Below are 15,888 nucleotides of genomic sequence, written 5' to 3'. Positions count from 1 at the left end.
CCCCCTGCCCGGCGCCCTCTTTCTACCAACACTGCCCCTCCTCCCTCCGAACCGCTGACTCCACCCGCTCCGCTACCAGTTCGCCGCTCTTCTTTCCGCACTCACCGCCTCCCCCTGAGAACACGACGATCTGGCCCAAGGCGCGCAGCGCCCCATTGCCTGCGCCCCTCGCTGGAGTGCGGGCATCCTCTTTACACTATAAATCGATTTCTGATGTTGTTACGGTACCGGTACCGTAACAACGCAGAGAAGAATGGCGGTAAGAAATTCAGGTGACTAATCAACCATTTAGGAATTCCATGACTACTGATATTGTATACTTAGCTCAACATCACTGGCAGCGTTTGACGTCATGACCGCGCGTGGTCCTGCGAGCGAACCCGCAAGCGGCAGAGAGAGGCGCGACGGAGCCGAGCGCAAGAGAGGAGGCCAGGAAGTGCCGAGATGGATCAGTAACACGCCGATTTCCCTACGGCTCTTTGCCACCTTCGCCTGGGCAACCATCATTCCCTTCATTGCGATTGTCTTCCTCAGCAGCATCTACTTTCATGCCCTGGAGTCGGGAAGGCAGGCTGTCCTGATCAGTAACCAGACCATCAAGATTACCACCACCGAGCTAGCGCGCTTGCAGAGCATGCACGCGCTGCTGGTGGCCCTATTGCCAAGTGTCACCACCAATAGCACTAGCGATGCTACCGTGACGCGCTCTGAAGAGGACGTCATCCTGCAGGTGCTCAGCATCGAAGGGAGCTTCGATGTTGACAGCGTGGCCTATCAAGAACAGTACCAGCTCGCCACCGCCCCGGCGATGGACGACATCCGACAGATTCTGCTTGATAATGATCCGCACACCACTATTATTCGTGAGCAACAGCAGCTGCTCGACCTCATTTTGGAGCATCAATGGCCCCAGTACAAGGCCGCCCAGGACGACCTTTTGATCGGCCTCGATACACGCATGCCTCTGGCCCAGGCTGCCCAGCTCCTGCAGAAGGCTGATCAGCTCTATACGCCGCTATTAGCAAGCTGGCAGCGCATTGTAGACATTGCCGAACGAGTCAACACCGAGGTCGTGCGCGTTGGTCCCTCACAGACCGTTCCCATGTTGATTGGGACCGTGACGGCTATCCCCATCTCCATGCTCTTTGTCTTTACCATTGGCTACCTTGTCAACTTGACGATCAGCCGTCCGCTGCGCCAGCTCATCCAGCTCACCCGGCGCATTAGCGCGGGCGATACGATGGCGCGCGCCAGGCTCAGCGGACGTGACGAGATCGCCCGCGTGGCCGCTTCAATGAATACGATGCTCGACACCATCGTCCAGCTGATGGAGAACACCCAGCAGCAGCGCGATCTCCTGCAAACACGCATCGGTAATCTGGCAAGCGAGGTGAAAGGGGTTGGCGAGGGCGATTTGCGCATCCGCGCTGATGTGACTGGCGATGTGCTGGGGGTGCTCGCCTCTTCCTTCAATTACATGATCAGCGAGCTGGAGGGCCTGGTGATCCGTATCAAGCAGGTGGCTCGCGAGGTGGAGACCTCGACCCGACTTACCCTGGAGCAGATGACTCGCCTCAGCCAGCTCGGGGAATTTCAGATTCAGCAGATCAATGAGGCGGCGAGCGGCGTGGAGCAGATGGCTCTGGCGAGCCAGGAGGTGGCGCAGCACGCCCAGATTCTGGAAAGCATCGCGCAAGATACGCAGCGCAGCGCTACCGGCGGGCATCAGGCCACCTGGGACGCGATTAACCGCCTCGGTCACATTCAGGCCCATGTGCAGGTAACGACGCAGCGTGTGCGCAGCCTGGGCGAGCGTTCGCAGGAGATCAATGATATTGTGGAGGCCATCTTTAGCCTGGCCTACCAGACCCATCGCCTGGCGCTCGATTCAGCTATCCAGGCCGCGATGGCCGGCGAGGGACGCAAGGAGTTCGGCGCGGTGGCTGTGCGCATCCGCCGGCTGGCCGAGCAGGCCAAGCTGGAGGCCAATAACATCGCGCGCATCGTGCGCAGCGCCCAGGAGGATATCGCTGAGGCCGCTACCTCTATGGAGCGTACCCAGCGCGAGACCACCGTGGAAAGCAAGGTTTCTCAGGATGTCGAGCGCACCCTGGAGGGCATCTTTGCCACGGTTGAGCGCCAGGCCCGCGACATCGCCGATATTACGAGCCTGGTGACCAGACAGATGGAGCTGGCCACGGCGGCTGTCCAGATTATGCAGTATGTGGCCGATCTGACGCAGACGAACAAGGCCCGACTGGGCGAGGCGACTCATCATATGCAGCGCCTGGCCTCTCTGGTTGAGCATCTGCGGATCTCTGTCGATGCCTTCAGGGTCTCGCGTGAGCAGTCAGTCTCCTCGACGACGGCAGCAGCAAGCGAGCGACGTAGCTTGACAACGACGGGATCGATCTCCCCGCTTGGCTCAGGCACGCGGCCTGTGAGTGCTCCGCTCAGCCAATCTCAGCCCGGCCTGCTGCCCCTCCCGCCACAGTCCCCTTCGCCTCCCACTGGGGCAGTGACACCTCTGCCACCAACGGGGCTATCAGGGTCCAGCCCCAATACCCCTTTGCCCTCTTCACAGCTGTGGGTCTCGCAGCCGCCGCAAGCTGCCGACGGCGAGCCCTATCAGTAGGATCTGATGTTGATGTCAAGGAGGATGCACCATGCCCAGCGCTGTCCCTGATCATACTCGCCCTACCTGTGAGTCTCATGGCCTCAGTCCCGCTTCGTGGTGCGGCTCCTCGCCTGGTTCTGACCCACTCTGGGCGACCCACCACCGTGGCAGGCGCCAGCGCTCACGTGCCCTCCAGCTCTTGGTGCTGGCCACAGCTCTGCTGCTGGTGATGACGGCTTGTGTGCCTGGCAGTATGCCGGCAAGTAGCGCGCAGCCAGGTTCACAGATCAAGTATGGGGGAGCCTTAACCATTGTCCCTGGCCCCTATGGACGCTTCCAGCGTTTCTTCAACCCCTTTGCCGCCGACAACTCGACGCTCAGCGGGACCAAGGGGATGATCTATGAGACCTTGCTCTTCTTTAACCAGGAGACCGGTCAGGTGAAGCCCTGGTTAGCGACCAGCTTCTCCTGGTCCAGCGACCTCAAGACGCTCACCTTCCAGCTGCGCCGCGGGGTCGAGTGGAGCGATGGTCAGCCTTTTACCAGCGACGATGTGGTCTTTACGCTCAACTTGCTCCATCGCTTTCCGGCCCTGGATCTTCATAGCATCTGGACCACCCTCCAGGCGGTGACGAACCCCGATCCGTACCGCGTGGTCGTTACTTTCAAGCAGCCCTCATTTCCAGAGGAGTGGTACATCGGCGGCCAGACCTACATCGTCCCTCGCCATATCTGGGAGCACGTCAAAGATCCCGTGCACGAAACCAATCCGAATCCGGTCGGCACCGGCCCCTTCGTCCTGAAGTCGTTTGATCCCACGCTCTATATCCTGGAGCGCAATCCACACTACTGGCAGCCGGGCAAGCCGTATATCAGCGAGTTGCGTTATCCGGCCTATGTCTCCAACGCCAGCGCTGACCTGCTCCTGGCCCAGGGGTCTATTGACTGGACAGGCCTCTTTAGTTCGAATCTCCAGAGCTTTGTGGCGCGAGATCCGACCCACAACCGTTACTGGCTGCCTCCTATTGCCATCGTCATGCTCTATCTCAATACTGCTCGCTATCCCTTCAATCTGCTCCCTGTGCGTCAGGCCATCAGCCTGGCGATCGATCGTGAGGGCCTCTCAAAGGAGGGCGAGAACGGCTACGAGCCCCCGCCTCATCCGACGGGCATTGTCCTGCCTGCCTACCGCTCCTTCCTGGCTCCGCAGTATCGCTCGCTCTCGTTCCAGATCGATCAAGCGCGCGCCATTCGCTTGCTGGAAGGAGCCGGCTTTACACGGGAAAGCGATGGCATCTTCGCGGATCGCGAGGGCCGGCGGCTGGCTTTCAGCATGGAGGTTGTTTCTGGCTGGACCGACTGGGAAAAGGATTGCGCCTTGATGGCCCAGGATCTGGCTGCCATTGGCATCTCGGTCACGGTCAAGGCGCTCCCGCTCAATACCTATATCTCGGATCTGCAGCTGGGTTCTTTTGAGAGCGCGATCTCCTGGACCAATAGCGGCCCTTCTCCTTACTATCTGTATGATGCCTTGCTCGATAGCGCCAACACGGCGCCTATCGGGAAGTCTGCCCCCTCGAACTGGGAGCGCTGGAGCGACCCCACAACCGATCGGCTGTTGGCTCAATATGCCCACTCAACTGATCCCACTGTGCAGCAGCAGGCTCTCACTGGGCTGCAGCGCATCATGGTAGAGCAGCTGCCTGCGATTCCGTTGCTCTACAGCGTCAACTGGTACGAGTACACAACGGCCCGCTTTGTGGGATGGCCCGATGAGCACAATCCCTACGCTGTGCCGTCCCCCTATAGCTATCCCGATAATGAGCAGGTGGCCCTCTCTCTGCACCATGTCTGAGTGGTCCGAGCGGCCCACTTGTCCGATGCTGTCCTGCGAACAATCAGCTGTAGAGAAGCAAGAAGGGAATGTGAGCACGATGGTCTCAATGAGATGGATCTCGCAGGCGCCCATTGTACGGCGCCTCTTTCTGGCAGCCATGCTAGTGGCTGTCATTCCGGGCATCATCCTCTGGCTGCTCGGACGCGCCTATATCGATACCCTTAATGGCCGCAGCCAGGCGGTCCAGGTCAGTACTGATGCCGTTCATGTGGTCACAACCCAGCTGGCAAACTTGCAGCATATGCATGCCGACCTGATCGCGCTGCAGGCCCAGACCTTCGTGTCAACTACTATTGCTGGGGCCCCCAATACTGATCTGGCTGCTTTGCGCCAGCGCCTGACCACTGAGATCAAGACGCTGGAGTCAAGCTTCGCCCAGGGCCTGACGAGCTACCAGCACAACTATCAGCTGGCCACTTCGCCGCAGATGGCCCCCATCCGCACGCTGCTAGAGAGCGAGAGCAGTACCCGCGGCCTGGCTAGCGACCAACAGCAGACGCTGCAGCGCGTCCTCTCAGGTGAGTGGGAGCGCTACCTGCAGGCACAAGATCGCGAGCTGGCGGCGCTGCAATCTTCCAGCACTACGAGCAAAACCACCCAACTGCTGCAGCAGGCCAATAGCGCCTATACTCCTCTGGAAAATGATTGGAAGCATCTTGTCGATCTCACGGAGACTGTAGGCGACAAGGTGGTTGAGGTAACTGGCCCCCAGGCTACGCAGACGGCGATTGAGATCGCGCTGGCGGCCATCCTGATCATCGCTGTGGTCTTGCTGGTCGGAACCTTTGTCTACTGGACAATCGCCCGCCCTCTGGGTCAGCTGGCTCGCCTGACGCGCCGTATCGCCCGCGGCGATACCAGTGTTCGCGCCCCGGTCTCGGGCCGCGATGAGATCGCCCTGGTGGCGCGCTCGCTTAATAGCATGCTCGACCACATGGTGCGCCTGATCCAGGAGATTCAAGATCAGCGCAATGCCCTGCAGAAGCAGATTGAGGCCCTGGTAGGCGATGTCAGCGGAGTCAGCCAGGGTAATTTGAGCGGACGCGCACGGATGACCGGCGGGACGCTGCAGATTATCGCCAATGCTTTTAACTATATGCTGGCCGAGCTGAGCAGCCTGGTCATGCGCGTCAAAGGGGCAGCACGCGAGGTGGCCATCTCAACAACTGTCGTCGTCGATGCCCTGGCGCGCCTGGTGGAAACAGGCGACCAGCAGCTGCACCAGATCGCCCGCGCGACCCGCGAGATCGAGCATATTGCCTCCTCCAGCCGCCATATCGCTGAGCGCGCCAATATGTTGCAGTCAAGCACTCACGAGTCGCTTCAGCATGTGCGCCAGGGTCGCCAGGCCGTTCAACAAGTGCTCGAAGGTCTCAAACGCATCTATGAGAATGTGCAGGCGACTGCCACCAAGGTTGAGAAGCTCGACGAGCATTCGCGCGCTATTAACAGCACCGTCGAGGTGATCTCAGCCATTGTTGAGCAGACGAACCGTCTGGCTCAGGATGCGGCGACCCTGGTGGCCTACGAGGGGGAGTCGGTGCGCGGTTTCGGGGCGGTAGCGGCTGACATCCAGCGTCTGGCCGAGCGGGCTAATAGCCAGGCCCGCTCGATCGTGCAGATCGTCGATGGGGTACGGCAGGATATCAGTGCAGTGACAAGTTCGATGCGCACTACAGAGCACGAGAGCGCCTTCGGGGCCGACCGTGCTCAGGAGGCCGGGGCAGCTCTGGAGACGATTTCTGAAGCCGTCGAGCTGCAAGCCCGTGAGATTGAGCGCATTACGGATATGGCAGCCCGCCAGCTGCAGGCGTTTACCTCGATTGTTCAAATCATGCAGCGCCTCTCCCAGGCGACTCGCCAGATGAATGTGAATACGCGTCAGGCGTCGCAGCACGTGGAGGCCCTGGCGCAGCGGGTCGAGTACCTGCGTCGCTCGGTCGAGGTCTTCCGTCTGCGCGAGGGCAGCACTGCCTGAACGTTGCTGCAACGACCGGCCTGGTTGGACAGCACCCGCAGGTGGCAAGCCGGGCCAGCTTACTGAGAGCAGGGCCGGGGGCAAGGACAGGACCGGAGGTCAAAGAGTCTGTCCACCTCCGGCCCCGTGGTTTGCAGCGACAACGTCGCCGATTTCAGGAGGTGAAAGACTCGAAGGAGCTGGTAACCAGATAGTAGTCATCGCCAACACGGCAGATGCTCGGGTCGGGTTGGGGTGGAAACCAGGGATGATCGGATTCTGCACCTGCATGGTCTCTATGGTCCTTCCGCAAGCTGTCACTAAACGCCGACCTGACTGACTGAGTGGGCGCTGACCCAGGCCGGGAGGAAGCCGCCTGGGCTGGGCCAGCGCCCACGGTATCGCCGCCTTCCCTGGGCGGGGTTAGCGCCCAACCTGGCTATCGGCCTGAACAGTGAACTCGGCGTGCAAGGAGGCTTGCGATGAGCCGCCTACCCAGACGTCAAAGACGGACTCATCGAGCACATAGGCCCCAGCGGCGGCGCTCCAGTAGCGCCTCGCCTCTGGCCCGATGGTGAAGCGGAGCGTGCGCCTCTCTCCTGGGGCCAGGCTCACGCGTTCAAACGCCTTCAGCTCACGCACCGGACGGGCCGCCCTCCCATAGCGCTGATGCAGGTAGAGCTGCGCCACCTCTTCGAGAGGACGCTGCGAGCGGTTGTGGAGCACCACACTGGCTTCCAGCGTATCGTGCAGGCCGATCAAGGTAGCACTCAGCTGCAAATCGCTATACTCCACCTCACCATAGCTGAGACCAAAGCCGAAAGGATAGAGGGGTGTGCTCTCCTCCTCCCAATAGCGGAGACCGCTCGTCTGTGGCTGGTGCGAGCGCAGATGAGCGTAGATCAGAGGCACCTGTCCCACGCTGCGTGGCCAGCTCACAGGCAACTTGCCTCCAGGAGCCACCTCGCCAAAGAGCAGCCTGGCCACGGCATTGCCTCCTTCACTGCCCGGGTGCCAGGCCACCAGCATGGCTGCCGTCCGTTCAACTACACGGCGCAGATCGAGGGGCCGGCCACAGAGCAGCACCAGGACCAGCGGCGTCCCAGTTTCGGCCACCGCCTCCAACAGCTCCAATTGCCGACCTGGCAGGTCGAGCGTTGAGCGCGAGGCCGCCTCACCGCTCATATCTGCTGCTTCGCCCAGTACCAGCACAGCGACATCAGCGGAGCGGGCCAGGGCAATGGCTCGCTCGAACTCAGCCCGCTCGTCAAATGAAGACTCCCCCGACAGGGAGGCCCCGGGGACGAGCTGGTCGAGGGCTGCAAATGGCGAAGCAATAGGGCGCGTTGGTAGCGGCACCCCAGGAGCATAGTCGACCTGCAGGGCGGAGCCTGCCATCTGACGGAGTCCCTCTAGCACAGTAACCGTACGCTCCAGCTCCGGCACGAAGACCCACGGGCCGAGGGTCGCCCGCTTATCCGCCGCCAGTGGCCCGATCACAGCGAGCCGGCGCAGCGCCGCACGGTCGAGAGGTAAGACGCCCGTATTGCGCAACAGCACCGCTGAGCGCTCAGCGGCCACACGCGCCAGTTCACGATGCGCGGGAGAGCTGAGTACCGTGCTGGCGCGTGCCTCATCGACATAGGGGTGCTCAAAGAGGCCCAGACGAAACTTGAGCGCCAGCACCCGCCCCACTGCTTCGTCGAGCAGCCGCTCATCGATCTGACCAGCACGCACCGCCTCTGGCAGCGTGGCGAACGCCGCCGGACGCGCTGCTGGGCCAGTCTCACCCACAAACTGTACACCCAGGGACATCTCCATATCCAGGCCAGCCTGCAGCGCCCGCAGGGCCGCATCGCGGTCGTCGCGAGTCAGACCGTGGGTAGTCAGGTCAATCACAGCGTTGGCGTCGCTCACCACGAACCCCTGGAAGCCTAGTTCGTTCCGCAGCACTTCGGTGAGCAGCCGACGATCTGCCGCCGCTGGCACACCATTGATCCCCACATAGGAGCTCATGATGTTTTCAGCGCCCGCCTCAACCGCTGCCGCAAACGGCGGAAGATAGACGTTGCGCAGCTCACTCTCGGAAAGGTTGACCTCATCGTAGTCGCGTCCGCCGAGCGCTGCTCCATAGCCAACAAAGTGCTTCGGCCCTGCGGCTATGCGCTCGGCGGCGCCAATCCCCTCGCCCTGAAAGCCGCGCACATGCGCAGCGGCCAGACGCGCGCCCAGGTACGGATCTTCGCCGGCCCCCTCGACGATACGGCCCCAGCGAGGATCACGGGCAATATCCACCATCGGAGCAAAAGCCCAGTGAATACCGACAGCGCGCGCCTCCCGCGCCGCTACCGTTTGCACCTGCTCGACCAGCTGTGGGTCCCAGGAGGCCGCCAGCCCAAGCGGCACGGGAAAGATGGTTCGCAGTCCATGAATGACATCGAAGCCAAAGAGCAGCGGGATACCAAGGCGGCTCTCCTCAACCGCAAGGCGTTGGAGTCGATTGGTCTGCACCGGGTCGGCGACGAAGAGAAGGCTCCCCACTCTCCCGGCACGGATCTCTTCCTCCACAAAGGAGGTCTGGAGGGTGAAACCCGGGAAGTAGAAATACTGCGTGAGTTGCCCGGCTTTTTCTTCAAGGGTCATCGAGGCCAACAACGCTGCGATCCGTTGTTGGACCTGCCCAGCATATCCATCTCGGCTCATGGTCAGCTTTCTTCTCCTCCGTCATCAGCCTTGATATGACACAGTATAGCTGAATTGCCTCACCAAAATCTCGTGGTCGGCAGCAGTCGATCGCTTCCCTCTTGCTTCCTGGCGGTCAAGCTGGGGGAGAGGAACAGCAAGACAGCCAATGCTGGTATTTTTCGCCCTATCTTCTAGGCAACGCGCGGCACGTCGTCTAGAATAGATTCACTCAAAGTAGAGAGCTGAAAGGTGATCCTCTCCTGCCCAGGGGCAGAGATCTCGTCTCTGTTCTCTTCTGCAAGGAAAGAGAATGATGGCCTCCTTATCAACCTTGCGCATACAGTTGCGGCGAGCGGGCGAGTCGATTGCCGCGCCAACTCTCATCGTCGCCATGCTGGCGATACGCCTGGGCTTCAGCCTTGCTGGCTGGCCCGGCACCGACAGCGAGGAAGGAACGATGGGATTGATGGCTCTCCATATCGCCCGCGGCCAGGACTGGCCTATCTTCTATTATGGGCAAAACTATATGGGGGCCGGCGAGGCCTACGTGGCTGCCGTCTTCTTTCACCTCTTCGGCCCCTCCTTGCTTTCGCTGCGCCTGGCTATGCTGGCCTTTCTCCTCCTTTTTGCGCTCGCTCTCTACCAGCTAGCCCGCCTGCTTTATGGGCGCACAGTGGCCATCTTCTCGCTGGTGCTGCTCAGTCTGGCGCCACGCTATGTCTTGACCCCTGAAATGCGCGCCGTTGGGGGAGCTGTTGAGACCCTGGCCTTTGGCTCGCTGGCCATGCTCCTGGCAGCCTGGCTGGCACAGACTCAGCCGGAAGAGTCAGGAAAGTCGTGGCCTAAACGTCGCCTGCTGGCTTCTTTCACCTGGGGACTTGTGGCCGGCCTGGGCCTGTGGAGTCACTGGCTTGTGATCCCCTTCCTCGGCTGCGCGGCGCTTCTCCTGGTCCTCTTTAGCGGGCGTGAGTGGCTGAGGCACCCAGTTCTGCCGCTCCTCCTCCTGGCTGGTCTGGTCCTCGGCGCCTTCCCGCTGATTCTCTACAATCTCCATGCTCCTTCCGGCCAGGACTCGCTCAGCGTTTTCCTGGCTCTCTATAGTCAGAATCGCTACCCCGGCATCCCTCCTACGGGTCTGCAGCTCTGGCTCAAGAAACTGGCTGGTACCTTTCTTTACAGTCTGCCCCTGGCCACTGGCATGACGCCGACCTGTCCTCTGGAAGCCCTGCCCTTCTACGGCTGGCGGCATGGCCAGAGCCTTAGCTGCGCCGCGCTCTACGGCGGCTGGAGCCTGGGTTTTCTCCTCCTGCTCGCCAGCTCTCTCTTCCTGTCTTTGCGTCCCCTCTGGAAGCTCTGGCAGCACTCAAAGGGGGGTCTGAGGGGAGAGAAGCGGCGGGCCCAGGCTGTGCATGCCAGTCGCCTGTTCCTGCTGCTCGCAGGTCTCATCACGCTGCTGAGCTACACTGTGAGCCTGACAGCGGCGCAGCGTCCTCAGAGCATGCGCTATCTGGTGGGCCTGCTGATCCTGACTCCTGCCCTCATCTGGCCCCCGGTCTACCTCTTCCAACAGAGCTTGCGCCCTGGCGTCGGTAACGCCCTCCAGGGCCAGCCCTCACTATTACCCTACGCTGTTGCCCCCGCTGAGCGCCTCCGCATCTGCACTCAGCGCCTGCTCGCCGGGACGGCCCTGGCTCTGCTCTTCCTGGCCTTCCTGGAAGGTACCCTGGCCAACCTTCCTGAGATTTCCACCGCCGCTGAGCGTCAGCAGCAATACGTTGCCCTGGCAGCCACTCTGGAGCACTGGGGGGTCCGCCATGTCTATTCCGGTTACTGGATCTGCGACCGCCTGACCTTCGTGAGTCAGGAGCAGGTGATCTGCGCGACCATTAATCCGTGGCTCACGCGCAATGACCTGGTGCGCTATCCCCCCTATTACCAGGAGGTCAGTGCCGACCCTCGGGCCGCTTATCTCTTCAGCGACGCCCAGAACGGCGAATTCCCTTTGCTCAGTAGTCAGGCCCATATCCTTGCCAGCCGCCACTACCGACGCGTGAACCTTCCTGGCTTTGTGCTCTATCTACGCTAGGAAGAAAACCTGACCAGCCCTGCTCGTCAACCGCGCTCGACCTTCCCCCACCTTTCTTACAGGGGGGCTGCCTTTTCTGAGTGAAATGAGGTATCATTAGGGGAAGAGAGGCCATAACGAAAGGCAGACGCATGCAGCGGATCAGCAAAATTCTCACCGTTAGCCTTTTGCTTCTCCTCTTTAGCTTTGCCTCCTTTGCCTCGGAGAGCGCAACGTTGCGCGCCGCGCCGCAGCCGGCTAGTGCCTACGTCCTCGCGGGGCCACCTTCCGTCAGTCCCGCCCTGATCGACCTCGTGCTCACCAGCTATCATTCACCAGCTGCCGGCAAAGGCCAGGCACTCTACGACGACGGAATCGAGTACGGGATCGACCCCGTCTACGCCCTGGCCTTCTTCTTCCACGAAAGCACCTTTGGGACAGCAGGCATTGCCCGGACGACGCTATCGCTGGGCAACCTGCGCTGCATTCCTGATGCTGCCTGCATCGATGGATTTGCAGCTTTTCCCAGTTGGGAGGCCGGCTTTGTCGCCTGGTACCGGCTCATTCGCACCGTCTACATCGATAGCTGGGGGCTGACCACCGTTGAGGAGATCATTCCACGCTATGCACCGGCGTCTGACCACAACGACGTGGCGGGCTACATCCAGGCAGTCAAGACAGCGGTCGATACCTGGCGTAGCGAGCAACTGCGGCTCTTTGGCCCGGTCAGCGGAACGACCCCCACGACGAACGCGAGTAGCACAGGCCAACAGCCGACACCGATGCCTACGCCAACAGCTATCGTGTCCCCATCCGGTAACCGGGCCACTGCCGTGCCCTATCCTGCCGATGGCTACCCACTCCAGGGGCGCCCGACGGTCACGGTCGATTTCATCGCCAGCCTGCTGACCCAATACCAGTCACCACTGGTCGGCGACGCCCAACTGATCTACGAGAGTGGAGAGCAGATGGGGATCGACCCCGTCTATGCCCTGGCTTTCTTCCTGCACGATAGCACCTTCGGCACCGTGGGCCTGGCCCGTGTCACCCACTCGCCTGGCCTGTTGCACGCCCCAGTCACAGCCAGCTGCCACTGCCGCTCCTTGAGTGGCTACCGGAGCTACCAGAGCTGGGAGGACGGCATCCGCGACTGGTTCCATTATGTGCGCGACTACTACCTGGACCAGCAGGGCCTCGGCACCGTTGGGGAGCTCGTCCCAGCTTATGCCCAGAGTCGAGACCCCCTGGTCGTGAAAACCTTTATCCAGATGGTTGAGCGCCAGGTAACCCTCTGGCGCCAGCAGAGTAAGCTGGCCGAGCAGGATCAGCAAGCGCAGGCCGCCAGCCCGCAACAGTAGGCCGGCAAGCCACCTGCGCTTGTTCCTGCTCCGGCCCCGAACCTCGCCTGGCTTAGTCCTCTCCTCAGACCGAGCAGCCGGGTTATTCTTCCTCCCATCCTTGACCTCAACTAGCCACTCGTACTAGTCGAGGCCGGCCTCTAGCCTTCTGCTGTTGACGTCCCCGGGCAGGCAACATATACTGAGACCAGCGGATAGCTGGAGGCAGTTGCTTTCATGTTCGAGGAACACATGCAGGAAGACTCGCCTGCAAGGACAGAAGAAGCTGTGGAGCAGGAACACCTCGTCGACGAGCTGGCCAACCCCGAAGATCGCTGGTTAACCGTTAGCCAGGCTGCCCGTACGAGCGGGCAGAGCGAGGCGACAATCGAACGCTGGATCAGTCAAGGCCTCTTGCCAGTACGTCGTCAGTCGCTAGAGAGCAGGAGCCAGCTACGCCTGATCCGCGCCAGTGATCTGGCCTTGCTCAACGCTAGCGTTGCCGCCTCGGCGAGCACGGTACAGACTCCTGCTCCCGCCAGGAACGAGGGTGGTCAGCTAGCGCAGCGCTCGCCGTCCGAGCGGCCAGCCGCGGAAGCCCCTCGGGAAGCCCACCCGATCGTCTCCCCTGAGTTTGTCTCGCAGGAGATGGCCGCCCTGCGCAGGCTAGTCCGAGAGCAGTCCCTGCGCCAGCATGAGGCCCTGGAACGCTTGCGCAACCGACTGGAGGCACGTTTTCAGCAACAGCAAGAGGCCTACGGACAACAGCGGCTTGCAGTCGATGAGGCCCTGACCCGGCTGCAAACCTCCTTTGAGGATGAAATCGCCGCCCTCCAGATCCAGAACAGCACCCGCCAGACTGAGCTGGAGCAGCAACTAGAAGAGCTGACGGAGCGATTACAGCAGACCAGTGAGCAGTGGCACCAGACGCTTATCCTGCTTCGTCAGCAGATCGAGGCCCTGACGACCCATGTTCAACAGGAGGTTGAGGTCCACGAACAGCTCACGCGAGAGATGCTTCACCTGACTACCCAGCTGGCAGAGCAGCGTATCCAGCAGGAGCAGATGGCGCATACTCTGGGACAACTTACCCAACAGGTGACGTTCCTGACGGCTCAGGTAGCTGAGCAGCGCCAGCGCGTGGAACAGCAGCATGATCGGCAAGATCAGCAGGGACTTCAGCTCAGCTATCTTGAACGGGAGCTGGAGGAGCGTCGGCGGGATCAACAAGAGAACCAGCAGGAGCTGCTGGGAGTGCTGGCCGGGCAACAGGAGCAACTGGGCACACTGCTGCTGCGCCTCAATGAGCAGACCCAGCGCTATGAGTTGCTCTCGCAGCTCTATTTGAATGTCGAACAGCAACAAGGAGAACACGAGCGCCAACTACGACGCCTCTACCGATTCCTGGAGCACTTCTCTCCCAGTCCCCCCTCCGTCGGCTTCGATAGTCACGATGGCTCTCTCTGAGCGGAGTTAGCTGGGAAGGAAGGAGGGAGGGAGCTGAGACAGCACCTGTCTCCCTTCTCCCCATCCGGCTCCTGGCCCGGCGTCTGCCCACCTGTGTGGGCGACAGCCTCGCCCCTTTGCCGGATGCCCACCTCGTTCTCTCTCGGCACCCCGGGCCGTGCTCTTGGGGCCTTTATCCCCCGCCCGGGGCGACGAGGAGCATAAGCCAAGCCGTACAGAAGTGGTTCTTGTCTTTGTCTACTGCCTGGCTGCTTCAACTCTCCGCCTATCCATCCATCATAGCAAACAGACAGTAGTACTTTGAGCCAGCAAACGGCGCGCCTTTTGGGAGGCGAACGTATTACTGTACGGCAGAGTTCCCTTCTGGCTGGCTAGCGAGGTTGCTAGCTAGGGTTGGGTCACCGCCCTCGCCTCTGAAGCAGAATGGCGGTGCCCGGTGGAGTGGCTCACTCTCTTAGCGGTCGGGAGCGGAGCCGATAGCGGCTCGGTCCGTACCTTTCCGTGCTCTTGCCGGCCTCGATGAGATGAAAGCCCTCCTCCGTGCGTCTTTTCTCTACAGATGGTCGAATCTTTCCGGTCGCGACAGACGCAACTCCTCTCGATTAGAAAGGAAAAGCAAGCGATATGCTCATTGACACCATCCGATTTGCCCATCTTCTCGAAGAGCACAACCTCCACGATCTTTCCCATTTCCTGGCCCACACCGCCTTCATCATCTCCCACAAGTCCGAAAGCCTGGAGACGCTGGCCGGAGTACTTTGGTATCTGCCAGTGAACAGTCCGATCATTGTCGTGACCAACTGCCCCCCAGAGGAGTATGAGATGCTCAGGTTGGGCCTGCGGGCCCGACTGGCCTCCCACCGTCAGCTGTTTGTGGTGCACCAGAAGGACGACGTCCTGGCAACACTGCTGCGCGCCCACGGCGTTGCCCATATTCTGGATAGCAGCGGCCATGTGCGCGATGGGAAGGGAGAGGGAATGTATCTCGGAACGCTGCTGGCCCACCTGCTGCGTTTTCCTCGCTGGCTCGTTTTCTACGACGCCGATAACCTGGTTCCCTGTGCCTTGCTGGAGTATACGCTGGCTATGGGCCGCCTGTTCATGGCTGCGCATACAACTTACGCCTACCACGCCAGTGGAACCTTGCATAATATCCGCATCTGCTGGGCTGCCAAGCCCGGCCTGCGCAATGGTACCCTGGTCGAGGCCAGCGCTGGCCGCTGCACGAGCGTGGTCTCGCCAATTGTCTCCCTACTCTGTCAGTCCTGGTCTGGTCTCTCAGAGACGATTACCTCCTCCAACGCCGGCGAGCAGGGGATGACCTTGACGACGGCACAAACCTTGCGTTTCGCCTCCGGTTTCGCTGTGGAAACCTTCCTGCTCCTCGACTTGCTCTTCAAGGCCAGCCCTCTTTATCCGGCCCCCGCAGCGGCGCTGCTGCAGCAGTATCACTCACATAGCCCTCACTTTCATACCAAGCGGGATGAGGACCATATCCGTGAGATGATCGCGGTGAGTCTCGGCTCTCTCCTGCTCTTTCAAGAGCACCTCCCGCTCCAGGTGGAGAACGCACTGCTGCGTCTCAGTGAGGAGCTAGAGCTGACACTGGTCCCTCCGCTGGTCTATCCCGCTCTGCAGGAGCTGGACCTCAGCGGAGAAGAGGACCTCCCCGATCGCTACCGCCTGCTGGAGCCTGTTGATAGCCCTGGCCGCGGTAGCGGTAGCCTGCTGGAGACCTCGCTGAGCTAGCCTGCGCTGTCCACTGGCCTGGCCGAGGTGAGATCTCGTCGGCGACCCGGCGTCCGACGTTCGCTACACTTGCCTGTCGGGGTGGACCATAGGCCCCCGCCCGCCCCTTGACAG

At 61.2% G+C, this 15,888-nt stretch carries 8 protein-coding genes and 1 pseudogene; 7 read left to right on the top strand and 2 right to left on the bottom strand.

Annotation, left to right across the window (positions count from 1 at the left end; genetic code table 11):
• The first annotated feature begins 436 nt into the window (after window positions 1–436).
• The 3 genes from IRZ31_RS13585 (at window position 437) to IRZ31_RS13575 (ending at window position 6,492) form a co-directional block, all read left to right on the top strand.
• Window positions 437–2,635 (top strand): methyl-accepting chemotaxis protein, encoded by a 2,199-nt coding sequence (locus tag IRZ31_RS13585; RefSeq protein ID WP_297154520.1) that lies wholly within the window; start codon window positions 437–439, stop codon window positions 2,633–2,635.
• Between the two features lie 31 nt (window positions 2,636–2,666).
• Window positions 2,667–4,472 (top strand): ABC transporter substrate-binding protein, encoded by a 1,806-nt coding sequence (locus IRZ31_RS13580; RefSeq protein ID WP_297154519.1) that lies wholly within the window; start codon window positions 2,667–2,669, stop codon window positions 4,470–4,472.
• A 79-nt stretch (window positions 4,473–4,551) separates the two neighbouring features.
• Window positions 4,552–6,492 (top strand): methyl-accepting chemotaxis protein, encoded by a 1,941-nt coding sequence (locus IRZ31_RS13575; RefSeq protein WP_297154517.1) that lies wholly within the window; start codon window positions 4,552–4,554, stop codon window positions 6,490–6,492.
• 163 nt (window positions 6,493–6,655) lie between these two features.
• Here IRZ31_RS13575 and IRZ31_RS21415 read toward each other — a convergent pair.
• Window positions 6,656–6,762: pseudogene (locus IRZ31_RS21415) on the bottom strand (family 43 glycosylhydrolase); the annotation flags it as partial.
• A gap of 132 nt (window positions 6,763–6,894) precedes the next feature.
• Window positions 6,895–9,174, bottom strand: coding sequence for a glycoside hydrolase family 3 N-terminal domain-containing protein (locus IRZ31_RS13570; protein WP_297154516.1), 2,280 nt, complete (start codon window positions 9,172–9,174; stop codon window positions 6,895–6,897).
• Window positions 9,175–9,466: 292 nt separating this feature from the next.
• On the opposite strand from IRZ31_RS13570, the gene IRZ31_RS13565 reads away from it, so the two are divergent.
• The 4 genes from IRZ31_RS13565 to IRZ31_RS13550 all read left to right on the top strand — a co-directional run bounded on the left by IRZ31_RS13565 (window position 9,467) and on the right by IRZ31_RS13550 (window position 15,774).
• Window positions 9,467–11,242: a glycosyltransferase family 39 protein gene (locus IRZ31_RS13565; RefSeq protein ID WP_297154514.1), complete on the top strand. Its 1,776-nt coding sequence runs from the start codon at window positions 9,467–9,469 to the stop codon at window positions 11,240–11,242.
• Between the two features lie 131 nt (window positions 11,243–11,373).
• Entirely contained in the window at window positions 11,374–12,579 is a 1,206-nt protein-coding gene (locus IRZ31_RS13560; protein ID WP_297154512.1) for a glucosaminidase domain-containing protein, read from the top strand.
• A 267-nt stretch (window positions 12,580–12,846) separates the two neighbouring features.
• Window positions 12,847–14,025, top strand: a complete 1,179-nt coding sequence (locus IRZ31_RS13555) for a hypothetical protein (protein ID WP_297154510.1) — start codon at window positions 12,847–12,849, stop codon at window positions 14,023–14,025.
• Between the two features lie 624 nt (window positions 14,026–14,649).
• Window positions 14,650–15,774, top strand: coding sequence for a mannosyl-3-phosphoglycerate synthase (locus tag IRZ31_RS13550; RefSeq protein WP_297154508.1), 1,125 nt, complete (start codon window positions 14,650–14,652; stop codon window positions 15,772–15,774).
• Window positions 15,775–15,888 lie beyond the last annotated feature (114 nt).

It is taken from the genome of Thermogemmatispora sp. (assembly GCF_019683635.1).
Taxonomy (GTDB): Bacteria; Chloroflexota; Ktedonobacteria; order Ktedonobacterales; family Ktedonobacteraceae; genus Thermogemmatispora.
Note: the sequence above shows the minus strand (reverse complement) of the source record. Positions and strands in the feature narration are given on the sequence as shown.

Bases quoted from the DNA above. Each gene is read 5' to 3' on its own strand.
- IRZ31_RS13550 (WP_297154508.1), top strand. From the start codon at position 14,650: ATGCTCATTGACACCATCCGATTTGCCCATCTTCTCGAAGAGCACAAC.
- IRZ31_RS13580 (WP_297154519.1), top strand. From the start codon at position 2,667: ATGCCCAGCGCTGTCCCTGATCATACTCGCCCTACCTGTGAGTCTCAT.
- IRZ31_RS13570 (WP_297154516.1), bottom strand. From the start codon at position 9,174: ATGAGCCGAGATGGATATGCTGGGCAGGTCCAACAACGGATCGCAGCG.
- IRZ31_RS13575 (WP_297154517.1), top strand. From the start codon at position 4,552: ATGGTCTCAATGAGATGGATCTCGCAGGCGCCCATTGTACGGCGCCTC.
- IRZ31_RS13560 (WP_297154512.1), top strand. From the start codon at position 11,374: ATGCAGCGGATCAGCAAAATTCTCACCGTTAGCCTTTTGCTTCTCCTC.
- IRZ31_RS13565 (WP_297154514.1), top strand. From the start codon at position 9,467: ATGATGGCCTCCTTATCAACCTTGCGCATACAGTTGCGGCGAGCGGGC.